This window comes from Nonomuraea fuscirosea, assembly GCF_003001935.1.
In the GTDB taxonomy this organism is placed as follows: domain Bacteria; phylum Actinomycetota; class Actinomycetes; order Streptosporangiales; family Streptosporangiaceae; genus Nonomuraea; species Nonomuraea fuscirosea.
Window position 1 is genome coordinate 1 of sequence record NZ_PVNG01000019.1, and the last position, 21,736, is coordinate 21,736.

At 66.8% G+C, this 21,736-nt stretch carries 21 protein-coding genes and 2 pseudogenes; 13 read left to right on the plus strand and 10 right to left on the minus strand.

What is annotated here, in order from left to right; translation table 11 throughout:
* Positions 1-182: 182 nt before the first annotated feature.
* Positions 183-290 carry a hypothetical protein gene (locus tag B0I32_RS60345; RefSeq protein WP_245956276.1) on the plus strand — a complete coding sequence of 36 codons (108 nt, stop codon included), beginning with the start codon at positions 183-185 and terminating at the stop codon, positions 288-290.
* A gap of 107 nt (positions 291-397) precedes the next feature.
* Here B0I32_RS60345 and B0I32_RS37015 read toward each other — a convergent pair whose 3' ends face one another.
* The 3 genes from B0I32_RS37015 to B0I32_RS37030 form a co-directional block, all read right to left on the minus strand.
* The gene (locus B0I32_RS37015; protein ID WP_106247730.1) at positions 398-655 is read right to left on the minus strand and encodes an abortive infection family protein; all 258 of its coding nucleotides are present in this window, start codon (positions 653-655) and stop codon (positions 398-400) included.
* 306 nt (positions 656-961) lie between these two features.
* Positions 962-1,585, minus strand: coding sequence for a YdeI/OmpD-associated family protein (locus tag B0I32_RS37025; protein WP_219912198.1), 624 nt, complete (start codon positions 1,583-1,585; stop codon positions 962-964).
* Between the two features lie 152 nt (positions 1,586-1,737).
* Positions 1,738-2,187, minus strand: coding sequence for a carboxymuconolactone decarboxylase family protein (locus tag B0I32_RS37030; protein ID WP_106247733.1), 450 nt, complete (start codon positions 2,185-2,187; stop codon positions 1,738-1,740).
* A gap of 173 nt (positions 2,188-2,360) precedes the next feature.
* On the opposite strand from B0I32_RS37030, the gene B0I32_RS37035 reads away from it, so the two are divergent.
* Positions 2,361-3,311, plus strand: coding sequence for a helix-turn-helix transcriptional regulator (locus tag B0I32_RS37035; protein WP_106247734.1), 951 nt, complete (start codon positions 2,361-2,363; stop codon positions 3,309-3,311).
* A 513-nt stretch (positions 3,312-3,824) separates the two neighbouring features.
* Here the strand turns inward: B0I32_RS37035 and B0I32_RS37040 are convergent.
* Complete coding sequence (locus B0I32_RS37040; protein ID WP_106247736.1) at positions 3,825-4,673, minus strand: tryptophan 2,3-dioxygenase; 849 nt, start codon at positions 4,671-4,673, stop codon at positions 3,825-3,827.
* Positions 4,674-5,086: 413 nt separating this feature from the next.
* Here B0I32_RS37040 and B0I32_RS37045 point away from each other — a divergent pair, with 413 nt between their 5' ends.
* The 9 genes and pseudogenes from B0I32_RS37045 to B0I32_RS37090 all read left to right on the plus strand — a co-directional run bounded on the left by B0I32_RS37045 (position 5,087) and on the right by B0I32_RS37090 (position 15,124).
* Positions 5,087-6,580: a multicopper oxidase family protein gene (locus B0I32_RS37045; protein WP_106247737.1), complete on the plus strand. Its 1,494-nt coding sequence runs from the start codon at positions 5,087-5,089 to the stop codon at positions 6,578-6,580.
* Between the two features lie 292 nt (positions 6,581-6,872).
* A complete protein-coding gene (locus B0I32_RS37050) occupies positions 6,873-7,181 on the plus strand; it encodes a hypothetical protein (protein WP_106247739.1) in 309 nt (102 codons plus the stop codon).
* A 799-nt stretch (positions 7,182-7,980) separates the two neighbouring features.
* Positions 7,981-8,265 (plus strand): annotated as a pseudogene (locus tag B0I32_RS61810) (DUF4158 domain-containing protein); the annotation flags it as partial.
* Positions 8,266-8,330: 65 nt separating this feature from the next.
* On the plus strand, positions 8,331-9,608 hold the full coding sequence (locus tag B0I32_RS60350) for a hypothetical protein (RefSeq protein WP_245956251.1): 1,278 nt from the start codon (positions 8,331-8,333) through the stop codon (positions 9,606-9,608).
* Positions 9,587-11,152, plus strand: coding sequence for a Tn3 family transposase (locus B0I32_RS59115; RefSeq protein WP_106247744.1), 1,566 nt, complete (start codon positions 9,587-9,589; stop codon positions 11,150-11,152). Before B0I32_RS60350 ends, B0I32_RS59115 begins: the two co-directional genes overlap by 22 nt.
* Complete coding sequence (locus tag B0I32_RS59120) at positions 11,140-11,787, plus strand: tyrosine-type recombinase/integrase (protein WP_245956277.1); 648 nt, start codon at positions 11,140-11,142, stop codon at positions 11,785-11,787. Before B0I32_RS59115 ends, B0I32_RS59120 begins: the two co-directional genes overlap by 13 nt.
* Complete coding sequence (locus B0I32_RS59125) at positions 11,784-13,049, plus strand: hypothetical protein (protein WP_219912200.1); 1,266 nt, start codon at positions 11,784-11,786, stop codon at positions 13,047-13,049. The genes B0I32_RS59120 and B0I32_RS59125 overlap by 4 nt, the downstream gene beginning before the upstream one ends.
* A 60-nt stretch (positions 13,050-13,109) precedes the next feature.
* Complete coding sequence (locus B0I32_RS59130; protein WP_219912201.1) at positions 13,110-14,273, plus strand: tyrosine-type recombinase/integrase; 1,164 nt, start codon at positions 13,110-13,112, stop codon at positions 14,271-14,273.
* Positions 14,274-14,734: 461 nt separating this feature from the next.
* Entirely contained in the window at positions 14,735-15,124 is a 390-nt protein-coding gene (locus B0I32_RS37090) for a Tn3 family transposase (RefSeq protein WP_281262648.1), read from the plus strand.
* Positions 15,125-15,331: 207 nt separating this feature from the next.
* Here the strand turns inward: B0I32_RS37090 and B0I32_RS37095 are convergent, their stop codons facing one another.
* A complete protein-coding gene (locus B0I32_RS37095) occupies positions 15,332-15,571 on the minus strand; it encodes a helix-turn-helix domain-containing protein (protein WP_106247751.1) in 240 nt (79 codons plus the stop codon).
* Positions 15,571-16,272, minus strand: a complete 702-nt coding sequence (locus tag B0I32_RS37100; protein ID WP_106247752.1) for a DUF2975 domain-containing protein — start codon at positions 16,270-16,272, stop codon at positions 15,571-15,573. The genes B0I32_RS37095 and B0I32_RS37100 overlap by 1 nt, the downstream gene beginning before the upstream one ends.
* A 346-nt stretch (positions 16,273-16,618) precedes the next feature.
* On the opposite strand from B0I32_RS37100, the gene B0I32_RS61815 reads away from it, so the two are divergent.
* Together B0I32_RS61815 and B0I32_RS59140 are read left to right on the plus strand one after the other, a co-directional pair.
* A complete protein-coding gene (locus B0I32_RS61815) occupies positions 16,619-16,999 on the plus strand; it encodes a helix-turn-helix domain-containing protein (protein WP_219912202.1) in 381 nt (126 codons plus the stop codon).
* Complete coding sequence (locus B0I32_RS59140) at positions 16,912-17,553, plus strand: IS30 family transposase (RefSeq protein ID WP_245956278.1); 642 nt, start codon at positions 16,912-16,914, stop codon at positions 17,551-17,553. The genes B0I32_RS61815 and B0I32_RS59140 overlap by 88 nt, the downstream gene beginning before the upstream one ends.
* Before the next feature lie 179 nt (positions 17,554-17,732).
* On the opposite strand, the gene B0I32_RS37110 is transcribed toward B0I32_RS59140, so the two are convergent.
* The 4 genes and pseudogenes from B0I32_RS37110 to B0I32_RS37125 all read right to left on the minus strand — a co-directional run bounded on the left by B0I32_RS37110 (position 17,733) and on the right by B0I32_RS37125 (position 21,663).
* Entirely contained in the window at positions 17,733-18,287 is a 555-nt protein-coding gene (locus tag B0I32_RS37110) for an ATP-binding protein (RefSeq protein WP_281262643.1), read from the minus strand.
* A pseudogene (gene istA / locus B0I32_RS37115) lies at positions 18,284-19,958 on the minus strand (IS21 family transposase). The gene B0I32_RS37110 and the pseudogene istA overlap by 4 nt, the downstream one beginning before the upstream one ends.
* A gap of 421 nt (positions 19,959-20,379) precedes the next feature.
* Complete coding sequence (locus tag B0I32_RS37120; protein ID WP_106247754.1) at positions 20,380-21,213, minus strand: alpha/beta fold hydrolase; 834 nt, start codon at positions 21,211-21,213, stop codon at positions 20,380-20,382.
* A 27-nt stretch (positions 21,214-21,240) separates the two neighbouring features.
* Positions 21,241-21,663 carry a DoxX family protein gene (locus B0I32_RS37125; RefSeq protein ID WP_106247755.1) on the minus strand — a complete coding sequence of 141 codons (423 nt, stop codon included), beginning with the start codon at positions 21,661-21,663 and terminating at the stop codon, positions 21,241-21,243.
* Positions 21,664-21,736 lie beyond the last annotated feature (73 nt).

The window sequence follows — 21,736 nt, forward strand, 5'->3', positions numbered from 1 at the left end:
CGATGCCCTGGAGGCCTGGCTGCGCTCCCACCCCGGGGTCGAGATCGTGTGCCGCGACGGATCGGGCGCCTACGGCGAGGCGATTCGACGCGCCTTGCCGGACGCGGTGCCCGGAACGACAGCCCGACCGGGTCCGCGAGGAGCTGCTCAAGCACGCCACCGTCTCCTCGATCGCCCGGCTGCTGAACGTCAGCCGCTCCACGATCTACAAGTACGTGCCCGAACTCGCCACGGGCCACCCCGCCGCCGAACGGCCAACGGTGCGAGCCGAGCTGGAAGCGGGACACTGATTCCCCGGATCAGCGCCTACTTGGCGGCTGGTGGCGCATTGGTTAACGGCACCTTGGGGTTGAGGACGAAGCCCGCAGAAATGAGCGGCAGCGCGGTACGGAGGAGGTCATGTCGTAGTAGGCGTGGTGGCCGAAGCGGATGGCGGCCGTTGCCAGGGAGCCTCGGGGTCGGCCAGCGTTTCGAGGATAAGTTCGCACCACGTGATGGCCGCGTTGGCTGCTAGATGGGCATGCCGAGGGCGGAGCGCGTGTCGGGCGCTGGCGGGACCGTAGCCGGTGCCGTAGCCGCTGTTGCGCAGTTCGGCGACGCCAAGGGCGATGGCGCTGGCGCTTCCCAAGATTTTCTTGATCGGCGACAGCTTGATCGCTTCCGCCTTGCGGTCGCTGCCCTCCCTGGACCCAGTCCAGGGAGGGCAGCGCGTCGTTCAACTGCGCCAGGGCGCTGTCATCTCCTCGCGCAGGCTGTCGCAGAACTCGGTCGGGTCCAGGGGCTTGCGGGGGCGGGCCACCCCTTGGTGCTTACGGGCCGGTCTGGGTGAGCACGACGATGACGTGGAGCATGCCAATGATGGGTTCTTGGGGGCTGGGTAAGGTTCCGGCTCTGGCCGAACGTCGCGCAGCCATGTGCGTGGGCTTGGAGGAGCGAGGCGGGGAGAGGAGTGGTCTAGCGTTCAACTGCCGAGGGCGCGCTTTTGTGGGTGGATCGTCTCGCCGCGGGCGAGCATGTCAACGAACTGGGTGATACGGCGGGCTCGGGTCTCGGCGCGTTTGGCGTTCGTGATCCGATAGAGAATGGCGTAGCGGTTTTGGGAGGTGAGGATGTCGAACATCGCTTGTGCCTGGGGTTTCGCGGCCAATGCGGCGGCCAGGTCGGCTGGTACCTCGATGCCGGCTTGTCCCGCGTAGGCCGTGTCCCAGCGGCCGTCGGCCTTGGCGCGTTGGACCTCGGCCATTCCGGCCGGATGCATCCGGCCCTCGCCGATCAGACGGGTGACGATGGAAGCGTTCCGCGCTGACCAGGGACTTTGCCTTCCGCGAGGAGTGAAGCGCCGGCAGAAGGTGATCTCATCCCGCCGTCGTAGCCGGCCATCGATCCAGCCGTGGCACAGGGCTTCGTCGAGCGCCTGGTCATAGGTCAGGCTGGTGGGCCGGGTCGTGTTCTGCTTGGCGAGGACCAGCCACACCCCTGCCGAGCTGTCGTGGTGCCTGCTGAGCCACTCCCGCCAGGCTCGGGCATCGGCAACGGTCAGTTCCAGTAGTTCGTTGCTCATCGTCATTGTGCCCCTGATGATCATCAAAGGGATGGTTGTCGGCGGTCACCCGAAGGTGAGAGCCCAGAACGGGGCCTGCCGGCAGTGGCGCTGGATCGGCCAGCGGTGGAGCCGGCCGATCTCGTCCTTCGCCACGTCGCCACCGCGTCCTCTGGACGGATGACGGCCGCCCGCCTTCACCAGGCCTTGCCAGCCTGCTCCCGGATCGTGTGGTTGATCCGGTTGAAGAAGTTGGTGATGGCGATGTTCAAGATGATCGCCGACATCTGCTTCTCGTCGAAGTGGGTGGCAGCGGCGTCCCAGATCTCGTCGGTCACGCCCGGCGCGCCGTCCTGGATTCGGGTGGCGGCCTCGGTCAGCGCGAGCGCTGCCCGCTCCTCCTCGGTGAAGAACGGGGTCTCGCGCCAGGTGACCACGCTGTGCAGCCGCTCGTCGGTCTCTCCATGCTTCTTCGCCGACTGGACGCCGGCGAACACACACGGGCTGCAGCCGTTGATCTGGCTGGCCCGCAGATGGACCAGCTCGAGCACGAGCGGGTCGACGCCACCGGCGTGAATCGCCTTCTGGAGATGCTGGACCGCTGTGATCACGTCGGAATTCGCCACGCTCTTCATGCGTGCTTCCATCAGTGTTGCTCCTTCATCGGTTACCTCGGCCCGTCCGGTTCCGTCATCTAACGCACCTTGGCGGAGGTCATCGTCGTCATGGACCTTTCGGCCGAGGAGTTCTCGGTCATGCCGGCGACGTTACGGTATGACCCGGTCAGAAACGGTCCTGGTTATCGAGCAGACTGTCAGCCATGGTCAACACCTCGGCGCGGCTGCTGCAGTTGCTGTCTTTGCTGTCAACGCGGCAGTCCTGGACGTGCGCTGATCTGGCCGCCCAACTGGAGATCACCGAACGGACGGTTCGCAGGGACATCGCCCGGCTACGTGAACTCGGCTACGGCATCGAATCGGAGATGGGCCCATGGGGCGGCTACCACCTCGGGCCCGGAACCAGCATTCCGCCACTGATCCTTGACGAGGAGGAGGCCCTCGCGGTCGCTGTCGGGCTGCGCACCGCCGCCTTCAGCGGAGTCTCCGGCAGCGACCAAGCAGCCCTGTCGGCGCTGCTGAAACTACGCCAGGTGCTGCCGGCCAGGATCGCCGACCGGCTCGGCGAGCTGGACGCCGCGTTCACCCACACCGCACGACCCGACGACAGCCAGATCTCCCCCGCGCTGCTCCTCGACCTGGCCACCGCGTGCCGGCGAGGCGAACGTACCCAGGTGACCTACCGCGACGGGGCCGGAACGACGTCCACCCGCCGGGTAGACCCCCACCGGCTCATCTACACCGGCCGCCGCTGGTATCTCCTCGCCTACGACCTGACGCGGCAGGACTGGCGTACCTTCCGTACCGATCGCATCATCGATGCCACAGCCACCGGGCAGGCCACCGCCCTGCCCGACCCGCCAGATCCAGCACAGATGGTCAGCACGGGCATCGCGCTGAGGCCCTACCCGGTGCGGGTGACCATCCGCCTGGCCGTGCCGGCCGATGAGGCCCGCAGGCTGGTGCCACCAACGGTCGGCGTCCACCACCCGGACGGCGATGACGCCACGATCATCGACATCGGCGGGCCCGACGCCGACGGCCTGGCCCGCTACCTGCTCAGCCTCGGCCGGCCACTCCAGATACTGGACCCAGAAGAGGTCCGCCAGGCATTCCTCACCCGCACACAACAACTCCTCAACGACAACCAGTAACACGAACACCCGCCGATCGCTGACACGGCTACCTGCAATGACGGATGTTGCCAGCCACCATGAAGTGCGAATTCGATCTTGACTGTCTCAATCGAGGTCCGCTCAACGAGACACGCCGCACTGCCGGTCCGCGAAGACGCGACCTGCGGAAACGCTGTCTCAGATAGGAGGTCCGCGCCGCCGGGACCTGGACGCCGGACTGGACAATCCCGCGCTGAACGCCACCGCGGAGGGTCGGACCGATGAACCGGGGATTCAGGAGGCAGGCGGGGCCATCGGCACCCAGCGGAGGCGCACGAAGCGCTCTATGCGGCCCGACCCGTTTTCCGCTGGAGACGCAGTGCCGCATCCCCACTGCGGCGATCCGCGCACCCCGCGCAGGGAACTGCACCGCTGGCACTTCCTCGGCGTCGAGATCTGCCGGCGGTGCCGGCGGCGGGCAGGGTCGATTTGGCCGCCCCCGGGTAACCCTGGGTAAGGCTGAAGCCTGCCACCCAAAGCAGTCACATACAGTCACATGGTCGTACGCGCGCTCCACAGTTCGGGGAAGACGGTCTGCTCCTCACCGCTGCGCAGCCAGTCGACAGCGGGCGTGTGGTAGTAGCCCGGCTTGTCGCCGAAGGTGCGCATGGTCACCGTCAGGTGTGCTTGCGTCCATCGATGGAAGCGATCGGCGACCTGGGTCAGCGCCTCGCCGAGGTCCCGAAGGTCAGTGAAGGATTCGTCGTGGTAGACCTGCACCCAAGCGGCCTCCACCTGAGGTTGTGCGACATACGGCTCGGCGAAGTCGCGGTGGACGGCCGAGTCCGGCACCGGCAGCCCTCTGCGCTGCAGTAGAGCCAGCACTTCGTCATAGAGGCTGGGCGCGCTGAGAGCCTCCTGCAGCCCTTGGTGGATCAGAGGCGTGGACCGGTGTGGCTCCAGCATCTCCGGGGACTTCTGTCCCAGCAGGAACACCAGGTGGCGGTACATGTAGGAGTGGACCGAGGAGGCCTCGCCCTTGCCGAGCTGGGCCTTGATGGGGTTCCAGTCCGCGGGTGTCATGTCCTCGTAGCTCTCCCAGGTGGCCTCGAGGGCACGCAGATGGCCCACGGTACGGCTCAGTGTGCGCAGGACCGCGGGCACATCATCAGCGCGGACTTCGCGTCGCGCTCTGCCGAGCTCATGGCAGAGCAAGCCGAAGTACAGCTCCATCACCTGGGAACTGATCAGGAAAGCCATCTCATAGGCGGTTTCCGTCATCGGGTGCTGCAAGGTGTGCAGCTGCCGAACCTGGAAGATATCGATGTAGCGGGTGGTCCCGCTGATCTCGCCGGAGGTGGCGGTTTCCGGGCGTAGATCGCGCCATGATTGGGTGAGCATGGTATCCCTCCCTCTCCGAGGAGCACGGGTACCCGTCTGCTGTCACGGAAGGGGTAGACCTTTACGGTTCGGCCGGTTCACTAAAATTCTACGTCCGGAACGAAGGGCCCTGCCTGGTTCATCGCGGCCGGCGCCATCGGCCTGAGCCTGCGCCAGCTCCCCGCAGGCGGCCTCGGGCACAGGGGCCCGCACGCGCGTGTGCGCATCAACGCTCAGCCCACAGGACGACGGATCGGACACCGATCTCGCCCCTCGACACCAGTGGCCGCAGGCCCCCGGGGGTCCCTCACCTGCGACGATTACCTATTGTCATACATTGAGGACTAAAAGCATGGAACATGTGCTGGGCCTGTTGCGAGACCGCCGCGTGCCAGCCCGGACCGCCAGGGGGACAGTAGAAGGGGGAGCACACCATGTCGATCGCTCGTCGCGACGTGCTCAAACTGGGCGGTGCGGCCCTGATGGCCGGCGGCGTGGCCAAGACGATCTCCGCCTTGGATCCCACCGCGACCGCGTCCGACTTCGCCTTGCTGGATAGGCTGACAGGCAGGGCCGATTACACGCTGCGTATCGGAACCGGGCTCGTCGAGCTCGCGCCCGACACGATCATCTCCACCACGACCTACAACGGCCAGTTTCCCGGGCCGCTGATCCGCTTCACCGAGGGCCGCCCCGTCGTGGTGGACGTGCACAACGACACCGACACCCCTGAGCAGCTGCACTGGCATGGTCAGATCGTTCCCGTCGATGTGGACGGGTCCGCGGAGGAGGGCACCCCCTACATCCCGGCCCACGGCATGCGGCGCCTGTCGTTCACTCCAGGACCAGCGGGGTTCCGCTTCTACCACACCCACGTGGTGCCCCGTAGCGATCTGTCCAAGGGCCAGTACACCGGCGAAGTAGGCCCCGTCTACATTGAACCCAGGAACGAGGCCGGCGCCTACGATCAGGAAGTCTTCCTGACGTTGAAGGAATTTCTTCCTGTCTTCAGCCAAGGCGGGGACATGGCCCAGGACTTCCTGGCCGGTTCGATGGTGCCGGCGCTGCGGCAGCGGGGCGAGAAGGCGATGGCCGCCTCTCTGCGGCGGGGGATGCCGCACGGCTATGAGGTCGGCTACAGCGCCTTCAGCATCAACGGCCGCAAGCTGGGCCACGGCGAACCGATCAAGGTCAAGGCCGGGCAACGCGTGCTGTTCCACGTCCTGAACGGCAGCGCCACCGAGATCCGCAGCCTGGCCCTGCCCGGCCACACCTTCCGCATCGTCGCGCTGGACGGCAACCCGGTCTCACGACAGGCCGAGGTGCCGGTGTTGTGGATCGGCACCGCCGAACGCGTGTCCGCGCTGGTGGAGATGAACCATCCCGGCGTGTGGGTGCTGGGCGACCTGTCCGACGACGACCGCAAAAACGGCATGGGCACGGTGGTGCAGTACGCCGGCCGCAGCGGTACTCCGCAATGGAGCACGCCCGCCAAGTTCACCTGGGACTACCGCGCCTTCGCCCGGTCCGGCCCGCCGACCGCGCGGCCCGACCATGTCATGGACTTCCTGATCGACAAGCGCAACGCCGCCGACCAGGGATTCAACCTCTGGACCCTGAACGGCAAAGCGTTCGACATGCACACCAACGAGCCGATCCTGCGGGTCCAGCGCGGCAAGCGCTACCGGTTGCGCTTCCGCAACGCCACCGACGACATCCACCCTCTCCACCTGCACCGCCACAGCTTCGACGTCACTCACATCGCCGGCACACCCGTCCACGGCCTGCTCAAGGATGTGGTCATGCTCGGCGGCTACCAGAGCCTCGATTTCGACTTCACCGCCGACCAGCCGGGGCTGTCGTTGTTCCACTGCCACCAGCAGATCCACATGGACTACGGATTCATGTTCCTGCTGCGCTGCACTTGACAACGACGCCGCCGGCGGCAGGTCATCGACCCGCCCGGAGAACTGCGGGTGGCCGAGCAGGATCAGATCAGCTCGATCGGACGGCTGGCGGCTTGACCCCGACCATGACCGGAAACGGGCTCAAGCCGCTGCCCATCGGCGGGCAATGGATCGCACCGCCGACGCGCGAGACCGGCGTGTCGCGGCGCCGATCCGGCCTCGCTGTAGTCCGGGGGAAATTTCCAACGGATTTGCCTGACCTGCGGCGATACACGGGCCTGGACGGCAGCCATGAGGCGTCTACGGTGGGATCATGGGCGACGACGAGCCGAGGTTCGGCTACGGCCAAGGGCGGCGGCCGCTGTGGAGCGAGCGCGATCGCGATGCCGAGCGAATCCGGGACGCACTGCGTGCTGCCGGGCTGATGGAGTTCAGCGACGGCCGGGCCGGGTTCGTGGTGGAGGGCGTGGGCGCGGAGCGGCCCTTCCTGGTGGCTTTCGCCGGGCCCACGAGCGGTGCCGGGGACCAGGTTGTCGCGTACGCGGCAGCGTTGAGGGCGGCAGGAATGCGGGGCGAGCCCGACTCCGATGATGAGCAGACCCTGCTGGTGTGGCCGGCCTGATGAGCGGTCGGCCGCCATGGTGTGGTGCGGTCAGCGGGGTGTTGGAGCGCGGAGTGCCGCAGCTGGTGCAGCGACCAGCCGGCCCCCGTGCGGGTCGAGCGCGGCGGAGGCCTGCTTGAACAGGTACTCGGCGTCCCGCGGGCGTCACGGGAGCCGGGCTCAGGGTGGGGTCAGCGGTGGGTGATCCACCAGATGGATCGGGGCGGTGGCCAGAGCCGCTGACCAGCATCAAGGCGCACCGCCGAGCACGAAAGGAGTGACCGTGCCACCCCCACGGCCAAACGAAAAGGATGATCAGGTGGAAAACGCCGCGAAGACGAGTAGTTCACCCAACTCGACCAAGACCTGAGCCATCGAGGTCGGTGATCACGAAACGGGCGGCCGTTGCCCCACTGCGTCGGCAACGACGGCGCGATCCGCTCCCACGTCTGGTCCGACAACACCTGATCACGGGTCACGCGCCCAGCTCAGCGCCTCACCGGGGGAGTACGCCCCAGTTGACGGCACAGCCATGCCACTCGAGCCGCGATGGCGTCCTGCGAGAGCACGGCATGGGGAACCACGACGTCGAACCCGGCCCCCCGCTCGGGTCCGCGTCACCAGCCGCAAAGTAACTCTGAGTAACTGATACTGCGCGGTTGGCCATAGGTTCCGTCGTGGGCCGGCCGCAAAGTAGCAAAGCGTTATGTCTCCGGCGCGTTGCGTCGCTGTCACAAGTGCGACATACCAGGTAGCCGGATGGTTACAGCCCATGTTTCTCCTGACCTCTCGTTGGAGGTCAGGGAGAAGGGTGCGGGACATGCGACGCGAATGGGAGATAGAGGACCTGATCGAGTGCTGGACGCTGGATGAGGAGGAGCTGGCGCTGCTGGCGAACAAGTCCGGGGCGACTCGGCTCGGCTTTGGCCTGATGCTGAAGTTCTTCGAGCTCGAGGCGAGGTCTCCGCGCCGGGAGGATCTGCCTCGCCCAGCGGTGGAGTTCATGGCGGGGCAGGTCAAGGTGGACGCGGCGTTGTTCGCCTCCTACGACTGGTCCGGGCGCACGATCGAGTACCACCGCGCGCAGAACAGGAAGTTCCACGACTTCCGCAGCCGACGGTCGGCGATGAGGACAAGCTCGCCGACTGGCTGGCCACCAAGATCTGCCCGGTGGAGATGTCGCGGGATCGGCTGCGCGGGGCGCTGCTGGCGCGCTGCCGCGAAGACCGGATCGAGCCGCCGAAGACGACCCGGATCGAACGCGTGCTGGGCGCGGCCGAGGCGATGTTCGAGCGGAACTTCACCACCACGACCGTGCAGCGCTTGTCGCTGGAGTCGGTCGGCAAGCTGGAAGAGCTGATCGTCGCCGAAGCCGCCCCGGCGGGCGTCCCGGCCGGCGGACAGGACGCTCCGCAAGGGGACGGGCAGGCTCAGGCCGCCGCTGCGGCCAGTGGCGGCAGGCGCGCGTTCTTGCAGGAGCTGAAGGAGGACCCGGGGCCGCTGCAGTTGGAGACGCTGCTGGCCGAGATCGTGAAGCTGGAGCGGGTCAAGGCGGTCGGTCTGCCGGCGGCGTTGTTCGAGGGGGTTTCGGAGAAGGTCGTGGCGGGCTGGCGGGCCCGGGCGATGAAGATGTACCCGTCCGATTTCGAGGCGGCGGCGCCGCCGGTGCGCCTTACCGTGCTGGCCGCTTTGTGCCAGGTGCGGCAGGCGGAGCTGATCGACGGGCTGGTGGAGCTGCTGATCCAGCTCGTGCACAAGATCAGTGTGCGGGCGGAGCAGAAGGTCGAGGGGGAGCTCAACGCCGAGTTCCGGCGGGTGCAGGGCAAGAACGGGATCTTGGTGAAGCTCGCCACGGCGGCGCTGGAGCTGCCGGAGGAGATCGTCCGCAAGGCGCTGTATCCGGTGGTCGGTGAGCGGACGCTGGAAGACATCATCGCTGAGGCCAAGGCGAACGAGAAGGAGCTGCGTACGCGGGTGCGGACCAAGCTGCGCGGCTCCTACTCCCACCACTATCGGCGCGGCCTGCCCAAGCTGCTCAAGGCGGTGCGGTTCCGCTCCAGCAACGACACCTTCAAACCGGTGATGGACGCCCTGGACCTGCTAAAACGCTACGACGGTTCCGACGCCGACTTCTACGCCGCCGCCGAGGCGGTGCCGCTGGAGCACGTGGTGCCCGACGACTGGCGCGACGCGGTCCTCGACCTCGACAGCGACCTGGTGGAGCGGATCCCATACGAGCTGTGTGTGCTGGTGGCGCTGCGCAAGGCCATCCGGCGCCGTGAGATTTGGGTCGAGGGCGCCAACACCTGGCGCAATCCCGACGAGGACCTGCCCGCCGACTTTGAGGACAACCGGGATGTGCACTACGAGGCGCTGTCCAAGCCCCGCGACCCGGCCGACTTCATCGCCGACCTGCAAAAGCGCACGTGGCGGCGCTGGACCGGCTGAACAAGGGGCTGAAGAAGGCCACCACGGGCGGGGTGAGCATCACCCGGAGGAAGGGCGAGCCGTGGATCAGCGTGTCGCCCCTGGGCAAGCAGGTCGAGCCGGAGAACCTGGAGGCGCTGAAGGAGGAGATCGCCCGCCGGTGGGGTGTGATCGACCTGCTGGACTTGATCAAGAACGTCGACCACGCCACGCAGTTCACCGGCGAGTTCACCTCGGTGGCCTCGCGCACGGTGACCGACGTCGAGGTGTTGCGCCGCCGGCTGCTGCTGTGCACCTTCGGGCTCGGCACGAACATGGGAATCAAACGGGTCGCCGACGGCACCGCGGCGATCGAGGGGATGGAGGCCGACACCGAGGCGGCGCTGCGCCGTACCCGCCGGCTGTTCGTCAACCGCGACAACCTGCGAGCCGCGATCCGCACAGTGGTCAACAAGACGCTGGAGGTACGCGATATCTGGCTGTGGGGGCCGGGTACGGCGTGCGCGTCGGACTCGCGCAAGTTCGGCTCGTGGTCGGCGAACTTCATGACCGAATGGCACCAACGATACGGCGGCGCCGGGATCATGGTGTACTGGCACGTAGAACGCAAGAATGTCTGCATCTATAGCCAAGTCAGATCAACAACGGACTCCGAGGTCGCCTCGATGATCGAGGGCCTGCTTCGGCATCTGACCAGTGCGGAGATCGACCGCCAGTACACCGATACGCACGGTGCTTCGATCGTGGGCTTTGCGTTCTCGCACTTGCTGGACTTCAAGCTGCTGCCCTGGCTGAAGAACATCGGCTCGGCCCGCCTGTATCGGCCGGGGCTGGCCGAGGGCGAGGCCTGGCCGCGGTTGGAGGGCGTGCTGTCGGGCAAGGCCATCGACTGGGAATTGGTCGCCAACCAGTACGACCAGATGATCAAGTACGCGACGGCGCTGCGGCTGGGCACCGCCGAGGCCCATCAGATGCTGCGCCGCTTCACCCGCGGCGGCCCCAAGCACCCCACCTACCGGGCCATTGAGGAACTCGGCCGGGTGATCCGCACCGTCTTCATATCAGTTACGTGGAATCAGACTGGGAGAGCGATCATGCTCTCCACGGTCTCACCACGAACTGAGGAGAAGCGTTGCCCCCCGTTGTACTTGAGGAGAAGTGGCCCGTTCTGGGTCGGCATGAGCAGGCGATCGGCTGGTTGCGGATTTGGACCGATCTGGGCAGGGCGCCCCGGACGATCGACGCGTACGCTCGCGGTCTGGCGGAGTACCTGGACCGGTGCGAGCGGGAGGGCATCGACCCGGTGCAGGCGACCCGGGAGCATGTCGCGGGCCACGTGCGGGAGCCCAGCACGCGGCCGAGTCACCGCGGCGCCAATGTCGTGTCGATTGACTCCGGGTCGGGGCTGGCCAATGCCACGATCCAGCAGCGGCTGGTGCCGGTCCGGCTGTTCTACGACTTCCTCATCGAGGAGGGCGTGCGCGACTCGAACCCCGTCGGGCGCGGGCGCTACACACCCGGACGGCGGTTCGGCGGTTATCAGCGCGGCTTGGTGCCGCGGCTGACCAAACTGCCCTGGATCCCCACCGACGCCGAGTGGCTGGCCTTCCTGGAGGTCGCCAAGGACGAGCCGTCTCGGAATCGGGTCATGCTGGCGCTGGCCTACGACTCCGCGCTGCGTCGCGAGGAGCTGTGCGCGTTGCGCACCGATGACCTCGACCCAGGACACCGCATGGTGCGGGTTCGGGCCGAGACCACCAAGAATCGGTACGAGCGGGTGGTGCCCTACTCGGCCTCGACGGGGGTGCTGCTGGCAGGCTATCTGCGGCACCGGGCGATGATCAGCCGGGCCCGCGGCCCGTTGTTCCTGTCGGAGTCGCGGCGCAACCAGGGGCAGCCGTTGACGTTGTGGAGCTGGTCGAAGATCGTGCGCCGGCTCGCCGTGGCCGCTGACCTGCCCCGCTTTGCCACGCACACGACTCGGCACCTGTGCCTGACCGATCTGGCCCGCATGGGCTGGGAGCTGCACACGATCGCTTCTTTCGCCGGTCACCGGTCGACCGAGTCGACGATGAAGTACATCCATCTGTCAGGCCGGGACCTCGCCGACAAGCTGGCCAAGGGCATGGAGCAGATCCACGCTTGGAGGATCGCGCAACTCGCCCAGCTCGCGACCGACTCCTCGGCGGGCAACGCGTGAGCGCCGCGCTCTCTGCGGCCGGCATCGGTCCGGCCGCGGCCCGCACCTGGCCATGGCCCATCGACCCCAGCCGCTACAACCGTCGGGCCGAACTGACCACGCAGGAGCTTCAAGCGCTGCGGGAGCTGGACTGGCAGGTCCGGCGGCGCCGGTGCTACGACCCGGACCTGCCGCAGTGGCGCGTCATCGGCAGGCTCCTCCTGCCGTTGGACGATGCGCGGGCAGCCCTGGGCTGGTGCCCTGACACCCCAGCGCACCGACGGTCGGTGACCGACGCGATCGGTCTGGTCCTCCGCCGCTGCCTCGAGGAGGAGACCTCGTTTTGGGCTTGGTCGGCCGAGACCTGGTTCGAGCTGATCGCGCCCGGCCACCTCGAGTTCGAGGCCGCCTGGCCCGGCTGGATCGACGGGACGGTCCGCCCTTACGTGGCCGCGTTCGCCTACCTGCTCGGCGACTTCACCGGCTTCCACCGGATCGGCCACTTCAACCGCCGCTCGCTGGCCTGGCGGATCTTCGGCAAGGACGTCGTCGAGGACGCCGTCGATCAGGTCGCCGACACCTTGCAGGGATGGGGTTGCCACCCCTCCGACGGAGCGGTCGGGCAGTTCCGGACGGTCTTGATCCAAGCGATGCTGGTCAACCGCAGCCCGCTCCTGCAGGACATGACCAGCGAAGCCCTCGCCCGAATCCGCGAAGCTCCCGGCACCACGCCCCACCACCGGCGGGGCCACTTTCGGGGCCTACACAAGGCCCTGTTCGCGCTCGGCCACGCAGGCCCGCCACCCAAGCCGATTCACGCGGTGACGCCCGACATCGGCGGCGTCCCCGACGCATGGGTGGAGATGATCGAACGCTGGCATGCCACCTCCACGCTGTCTCCCAAGGTCAGGGGCACCTATCGGACTATCATGGCCAAGGCGGCACGATGGCTCGCGGCAGAGCATCCCAACGTGATCGAGCCCGGCCAGTTGACTCGGGAGATCTGCGCTGCGTGGGTTGCGGCCATCGACCGGATGACGGTGGGTGACTACGTCCAACGCCAGGCCGGCCTTGAACGACACGGCGGAAAACCGCTGTCTCCCCAGACCAAGGCCGGCTATCTGAGCGCCACCCGCGCCTTCTTCCGGGACGCTCAGGAGTGGGGTTGGATCGTGCGTCGCTTCGACCCGGCCCGCGCCCTGGCCACCCCCAGAAGCATCGCGGCCCTGCTCGCGCCCAACCCCCGCGTCATCGCCGACGACATCTGGGCCAAGCTCCTCTGAGCCGGGCTCAACCTCGAACCCGAGGACTGTCCGACCAACACCTACGGGCTGGGCTACCCGATGGAGCTGATCCGAGCGGTCACGCTCACCTGGCTGTTCGGCGGCCTGCGCAGTGACGAGATCTCCCGGCTGCGCGTCGGATGCATCCGATGGCAGCACGACGGCGTCCCGATCTCCGCCGACGCACGTGACGTGCTGGCCACCGAGGCGGTCTGCCTCCTGGACGTCCCCACGCACAAGACCGGCACCGCGTTCACCAAACCCGTCGACCCGCTGCTCGGCCAGGCGATCGAGGCGTGGCAGACCGTCCGGCCCCAGCAGCCGGCCATGCTGGACCGCAAGACCTCTGAGCAGGTCCACTTCCTGTTCGCCCACCGCGCCAAGCGCATGGCCAAGACCTACATCAACAGCGCGGTCATCCCCTCCCTCTGCCGGAAGGCCGGAGTGCCGAGCACCGACGTCCGCGGCAACATCACCAGCCACCGGGCCCGCTCCACCATCGCCACGCAGCTCTACAACGCCAAGGAGCCGATGACCCTGTTCGAGCTTCAGGCCTGGCTCGGGCACAAGTCAGCCGACACCACCCAGCACTACGCCAAGATCACCCCGAACACATTGTCCAAGGCCTACCGCGACGCGGGCTACTTCGAACGCAACGTCCGAACCATCGAGGTCCTGGTCGACCGGGAAGCCGTCGAGAACGGGGCCGCGGCCGCCGGCGAGCCGTGGCAGTACTACGACCTGGGACACGGGTTCTGCAACTACACCTTCTTCGAGCAGTGCCAGCACCGGATGGCCTGCGCCAAATGCGACTTCTACACCCCGAAGGACTCCTCCAAGGCGCTGCTGCTGGAGGCCAAGGACAACCTGCAACACATGCTTGCCGCCATCCCCCTCACCGACGACGAACGCGCCGCGGTCGACGACGGCCAGGCTGCCCTGGACCGGCTGCTCGGCCAACTCGCCGACATCCCCACCCCCGCCGGGCCCACACCCCGGCACATCAGTGCCCCGGCCCAGGCGACCCTGCTGCCGGTCATCGAGATCAACCGGAGGCCGACCCAGTCAGGCCGCGCCGCAGCCGAGTGGGTGCCGCACCGACTCCGGGTGGGCGTCGCCGACCTCGATGCTGTTCTCATCAAGAGCGTTGGCGATATGGAAGCGGCCAGTGTTGTCGAACACGAACTCCACAGCGAGGGTGCCAGCCGCCATATCGCGACGTGATGGCCGCCACTCAAGCAGCGCCACCTCGCGCAGCTCCTGGCCGATGAACGGCTCAAGCTGTTCATCGGCTCCGGACCACGCCGGAGTCAGCTCGAACCACTCCCAGCCGGCGATCGCAGCCGTCGTGTCGATGGTGTTCCAGCCGATCGACAGCTCATCGAACTTCGAGTGGCTGATCTCTACCTGGACGCCGTTGAAGTCCAGGACGACGGGGCAGTCGGCATACCAGTCCCCGTCCTCGACGAAACGCACGAGCGCGAACCCGGTCAGACACCGGCCGACCAGCGCGGCCAGGCCCGGTCCGTGTTCCTCGCTGATGGCTTTGAGCCCGACGAGGAAGGTCGGCTCGAAGCCGGAGATACCCATCACGACAGGCGATTGTCCAGGTTCATCGCGAAACCGGCCAGCCGATATCCACTGCCGAGCCGCAGGGCCACGCTTGACAAATCAGATTCCACATAATCGCCCGCTACTTATATGACCGCGACCTGCAGCGAGAGATCGAGGAAGGGCTGAACGTGGTCGAGGCGTGGAATCGCGCCAACTCGGTGATCTGCTACGGCCGCGGGGGAGAGATTTCCACCAACCGGCGCGACGAGGTGGAGATGACCGCGCTATGTCTTAGGATCTTGCAGGCCTCGCTCGTCATGGTGAATGTTCTGATGCTGCAAGACGTTCTCGCCGAACCCGAATGGGCCGCGCTGCTCACACCGATCGACCGGCGCGGACTGACCCCCGCTGTTCTGGCTGCACGTCCGCCCCTACGGCGAGGTGCGTCTCGACCTGAGCGCCCGGTTGAGCATCGGTTCTCTCGGCTCGTTCGGTGGCGCATGACAGATATGGCTTGCTGATCATGTCGAGAATCGGTCGTTATCTTGACCCGGTAGCTGGCCCAGTTCTCTGTCCTGTACTGGCTCGTCGACGGCGCTGTCTTCGCCGGGACGTCGAGGTTGAGCTCGGTCTGCACCAGATATCCGGTGAGCAGATAGCGCTCGGTGCGGCCCCCGCCCTACTACCGCACCGAGCGCTATTCTTCGCGACCTCGGGACTGTACGCAATCAACCTGAAGAGCGGGGTGTGAAGGACAGTAGGTCGCCGGGCTGGCAGCCGAGAACCTCGCAGATCTTGCTCAGCGTCGAGAACCGGATCGCCTTGGCGCGGTTGTTCTTGAGGATCGACAGGTTCACGTTGGTGATCCCCACCTTGTCGGCCAGCTCGACCACTGTCATGCCGCGCTCTTCGAGCAATCGATCCAGATGTACCTCGATGGCGTGCTCGGGGTTTTCGGCGGGCGACATCAGACAGTTCCTTCGAGTTCCTCGCGCATGTGCGCGCCGACGCGGACGACCTTGGACATCACGACAAGCCCGAGCCCGGCGATCAGGGACGCCCATGGAAAGGCCCAGCCGTACAAAGCCATCCACCCCACCTCCCTGACGGTCCCGGCCACCATCGACACGGCCAGGCCGGTCTCGACGATGGTGGTGTAGAGCGACGCCGCGACTGTGCCGACCATAAGAGACACGCCGAGGAACCGCAGCTTGCGGACGACCACCTCATCGAAACCGCTGTCCTGTCGTGCGTCTCTGATCAGCCGGTCGAGGAGGAAGAGCGCGATGAGCAATGCGAGCGCGGTGGCGAACCGCGAGGTCTGGTAGAGCACCTGTGTGCCGAGGCTGGAGTCGTCCTTACAGATCTGAGGCAGCGGGTAGGCGAAGTCGACTCCCTTCTCCACGGGATAGGGGTTGTCGTCGACGCCGCTGCTCCCCGCCATGGCCTTTCGGCTTTGAGGGTCCTCGGCGAAGTTTCCCTCCACGTCGAGGATGCTCGGTGATGGCACACACACCAGACTTTGGACGCCGCGGGAACCGAAGGCGTTCTCTCCACCGGTCAAGGCTGCACGCCCGACTTCGTAGGCCATCGTCACGGCGAACAGCACCAGGAGAAGGCGGACGACGATCGCCGTCCACTTCAGGGGGGTGGATCTGTCGAGGGGCACGGCACGGCTCCATATCGTTGTCCGATATTATCGTTTGTCGATGATATCGAGGAACGATAAAGCGTCAAGTGGGGTCCTGATCGAGCAGGTTGTCCCGATGCGGACCCCCGAGCCCCGGGTCCCGGGCGGCCTGCTCTGGCCACTCCAGCGGCGTTGTTTGCCCCACCGTCACTCGCCATTACTGATCATGTCGAGATACGTTCGATTCTCAACACCCTGGCGAGAGTCCTCTTCGCGATCCGCCGACGGGCAGCCAGAGTGAACTTAGATTCGAACGATCAACGCAACACTGCAAGTGGATGGGTGGATCGTGGCTCGGATGGGTCGGCCGGGGATGTCGGACGCGATGAAAGAGGACTTGTGGCGGCGGTGGCGCGCGGGTGAGTCAATCAGCGTGATCTCTCGGGCACTGGGCAAGCCTCCGGGGTCGGTTTTCACGGTGCTGAAGCACCATGGCGGCATCGCGCCGGCCGCGCGGGTGCGCCGGGCCGACCGATTGAGCGCCGAGGAGCGGGAATCGATCTCCCGCGGCCTGGAGGCAGGAGCCTCACTACGGTCGATCGCCGTGTCGATCGGCCGCCCGGCATCCACGGTGAGCCGGGAGGTGCCCGCAACGGCGGCCGAGCGAAGTACCGTGGGATCGCTGCCGAGCAACGCGCCCAAGAGCAGGCACGCCGTCCGAAACCGTCCGCCCTGCAGGACAACCCAGTGCTGCGCCGGCTGGTGATCGAACTCCTCGACAACGAGTGGTCCCCGGAGCAGATCGTGGGACATCTGCGGCTGACGCACGCCGGCAACCCGCTCATGCGGATCAGCCACGAAAGCATCTACCGCGCGATCTACACAACCCGGTGGAAGCTGATCCCGCGTGAGCTGTGCACCAAGCTGCGCACGCGCCGTCCCATCCGCAAGAACAAGAAGAACACGGTCAAGGGCCAGTGGCGTTCCCAGATCACCGGGGCACAACCGATCGAGGAACGGCCTGAGGCAGCCGACGCCCGGACCGAGCTCGGCCACCTCGAAGGCGACCTCATCGTCGGAGCCAAAAACAGCCAGATCGCGACGCTGGTCGACCGCAAGTCCTGCTACCTGACCATGGTCGCGCTACCCAGCCGTCACACCACGACGGTCATCCCCGCCCTGCAGCAGGCGTTCGCACGGATGGATGCTCGCCTACGCAGCACTCTGACCTGGGACCGCGGCATGGAACTCGCCGGCCACCAGCTGCTCACCGAAGCGACCGGCATCGACGTCTTCTTCGCGGCACCGCGCAGCCCATGACAGCGGGGCACGAACGAGAACACCGACAAGCTAATCCGGCAGTACTTACCGAAGGGCACCGATCTGAGCCTGTACAGCCAAGCCGACCTTGACGCCCTCGCAGCCCGGCTGAACAACCGTCCCCGCAAGTGCCTCGGCTACCGAACCCCGGCCCAATGTGTTGCCTTGACTCTTTGAATCTAAGGCATGTAGCCGAGTTCGTCGATGCACAGCAGGTCGACGCGGCCGTAGCGGGCGATGGTCTTCGCCAGCGTCATCTCGTCGGCGGCCTCGACGAGCTCGTTGGCAAGCTGGGTCGCCAGGGTGTACTTGACCCGGTAGCCGGCCATGGCGGCCTCGGTGCCGAGTGCGATCAGCAGATGGGACTTGTCGGTGCCGGAGTCCCCGATCAGACACAGCGGCTGTCCCTTCTGGACCCATTCGCACTTGGCGAGGGTGTGGATCACGGCGGGATCGATGTTGGGGTTGGCGTCGAGGTCGAAGGCCCGCAGGGACTTCTCGCGGGGGAACTTGGCGGCCTTGATCCGGCGTTCGGACCGGCGTCGGGCGCGATCGTCGCACTCGGCAAGCAATAGTTCGGCGAGGAACCCGCGGTAAGACATCTGCTCACGCCCTGCCCGGTCGGCGTAGTCGGTGAAGGAGTTGCGGATGGTGGGCATTCGCAGCATCCGGCACGCTTGGTCGATCGCGGCGTCGGCTGCTTCTTCGGTCATTCCACGGCGCTTGGTGGTCACGGTGCGGCTCCTTCGTTCGGGGTGTCACGTCGGCTGGCCAACAGCTGGTCGTACTTCTCCACGCTCGGCAGCGGCCGAGTGTCGGCCGGGATGTGGGCGCGGAGCCGGCGCTCGGTCAGCGATCACACGGCAGGGATCTCGCCTTCTCCGCGTGCCCTGTCGCCGCTCATCAGGGACTGGTGGTCCGCTGTCGTGTCGTCGGCTCCGCCATCTGCTGTGTCGTTGTACTTGCGCGCTTCCAACGCGACAGCGTCCGCGGTGAGCGCGCCTGCACGCAGCGCCGTCGCGAGTCCGGCGACGACGTGGTCGTGTGGAAGGTGCCGGTGCAGCATCAGGACCTCAATGAGGGCACGGGTGCCGTCGGCGTCACCGTGGGCCTTGCAGGCCGCGGCCCACCAGGCGTCGTGAACGGGCGTGAACCGCCCGGATGCCCTGGCCTGCTCCAGCGCTTTCGCACCGGGTAGCACGCCCGGTTTGCGGAGGAGGACCTCGAGATAGTGGTCCAGGTCGACCCGGGTCGAGCCCTTGGTCATGAGCCGTTCGTGGCGGGCGATCTCGGTCCTGCCGTCGAACACGACCAGGTCGCTGGCGTTCAGGAGCACCCGGGCTTGACGGCCGACCATGCGCGCGGGCACGGAGTACTTGTTCATCCGGACCGTGACCTGGGCGTACCGGTCCACGCGCGGGGTGAACCAGCGGCCGGTCTCGAACGGCTCGGTCGGAAGGGGCGCGAGGAGTGGCTGTTCGGTGGCGAAGTGTTCCCCGACCGTGCGGGCGCGGGACCCGATCCGCCGGGCGTCGTCGGCTTCGTCCCAGGCGTCGACCATAGCGTTGAGCTCGTCTAGGGAGTCGACTTCTGGGATGGGGACGAGGTGGTTGCGTCGGAACCAGCCGATCTGCCCCTCGACGCCGCCCTTCTCGTGCGCACCTTGGATTCGGGCTGGCAATAGAAGGCTTCGATGCCGTAGTGGGAACGGACGGCGGTCCACCTGTCGGCCTCGACCCGCTGGCGGGAGAACCCGATCACGCTCGCGACGGCGGCCTTGAGGTTGTCGTAGCGGATCTTCCCGGTCGGCACCCCGCCGAGCACGTTGAAGGCGTGGACGTGACCCTCGAAGAAGGCTTCCTGCCAGCCGAGGCACTGACCCTGTGCACGGCCTTGCCCGAGCAGGAGAGCCGAAGGCTGAACAGCGCGCAGGTTACGAGCTCGCCGCGCAGGCGGATGGCGACGTCGCCGAAGTCAACCTCGGCCTCGCGGCCCGGGAGGTGCTCTTGCGGGATGAACGCGTTGGCAGGTTCCCGTCCGACCTCGACGCGAATCTCACGGCGTCGGGTGGCGACGTACTCGCGGACCATCCAGTACGACACCACCCCGGCCCCGTCATGTTCGTCAAGCAGTCGATCGAAGATCCGCTTCGCCGTGTGTCGCTGCTTCCGCGGCGCGTCGAGGTCCGAGCGCAGCCAGTCGTCGATCACCACTCGGTACGCGTCAAGCCGTGAGCCGCGTTTGGGCGGTTGCTTTCTCTCCTTCGGCCATGCAGATTCCAGCGCCGCCGTCACGGTTCGGAAGCCGACGCCGTGCTTGCGCTGCAGCGCGCGGTTGGACATCCCAGATCGGGCATCCCCTCGGATCGCCGCGTACAGGTCGACCCGGGAACGCGGCTGCGTCATCGGTGGCACTCCTGACGTGAGCACGCCGTGGGCACGACTTTCGGCACCGGGCCACCGCCCGGGAACGGTGACCGCATGCGACCACAGCCCGGAATCACTGGCCCTGCCGAGGTGCCTGGTCATGTGCTGCGCAGGGCTTCGGTGGGCGGTACTGAGGCGGCCCGGAGTGCGGGGTACGACCGACGACGGAGCCGATGAGCCGCGAGTAGGCCAGGTCGAGTCCCACTGAAGCCCAGGTCAGTACGACGGCCCGGCCTTGCGTGGCGACGAAGACGTTGGTGACGAGCACGCCCAGGATCAGGCCTGTGATGCCGCCGACGACATCAACCTCGGCACCACCTGTCCGCCCCGTGTCCCTGGCGCGACGAAGATCTGCTTGCGCGGTGCCTCATCGGTCTTCCCGCACCACCTCGCGGGCCTCTCAGTGTTCGCTGCTGAAGAACCGTAGCAATAGTGGGCCGATGGTCTGTGGGTCGACGACGTGATCCGGCCCGTCGAGGGTCTCCCGTTGAGCGTGGGGTAGTAGGTCTGCAAGCTCGTCGGCTGCGCGGTCGAAGAAGTCCGAGGGCAGGCCTGCCATGTAGGGGACCGTGATCGGTCCTCCGGTGGTGACCAGGACCGGTTGGGTGACCGTTGCCAGTCGATCGGTCGGCAATTGGTAGCGGTTGTGGAAGACGCTGTCGTGGACCAGCGTGGGCGCGAGGGCGACCGAATCCGCCCAATGCGACGTCTGCTTGCCTGCCGCTTTCCTGGCCGCGATGTTGTCGTCGGAAGCGCCGGACAGGCGCATGAACAGTTCGAGAACCTCCTCGTCTCGCCCGGCGTCGAAGGCGCGTCGGGTGTCCGCGATGTACTCCTCGAATCGCGGGCGTATGTCGTCCCCGACCGCGTAGGGCACCTCCCACACGGCGATCGTGTCGATGGCTGACCCGGCCGCGGCGGCTTCCAGCGCCAGCGCGCCACCAGAGGACGCCCCGAACAGGTGTGCCGAGCCACCCGCCTCCGCGATCAACGCATCCAGGTCCTCGATCTCTCTTTCCACGGCGTAGGGCTCGGTGAAGCCGCTCGCGCCGCGTCCCCGACGGGCATAGTTGTAGACCGTGAAGTGCTCGGCGAGAGCAGGTACCAAGGGAGCGTTCTCGGCTCCGTCGTCCAGCGCGCCGCCTACCAGGACGACAGCCGGGCCGCTTCCCTTCCGGTCGTAGGCGATGGTGGTGCCATCGTTTGATGTCACGCGAAAGTCCATCTCGTTCATCTCACATCTCCGTTCGAGAGGTTTGTCTCAGCGCCTGAGCAGCGTGCCGACGACGGCCTCGGTGCGCGACCACCGCGCCCTTGCGATCACGGCCGCCACGACGAGACAGGCGAGCGGCAGCCAAGGGCTCTGCTCGAGCACGAACTGATCGGTGATGACAGCACCGGTCAGCAATGCCGCCAACCCGAGACTGGCCAGGCCCGCCAGAGCCGGGATCAGGAGTCCAACCCCTCCCGCGACCTCCAGCGCTCCGACCAGGTACCGGAGCCACTGGCCAGCCCCGATGTCGGCGAACATGTCCACCATGACCGGGTCGCCGGCGAGCTTCGAGATTCCGCCGCCGGCGATTATCGCCGCCAGCACGACTTGCAGAATCCAGACCCCGATGCTGCTCGCCCGCCCGGGCGTGTGCGCAACGGTTTCCGAGTTGTTCTTGGGGATGGTGCTCATTCGGCTCTCCTTGTCGTGTCCGGGCCTGGTACCGGTGATGGCGTTGGCCGAGTGGGCCGGGTTGTCGGAGTTG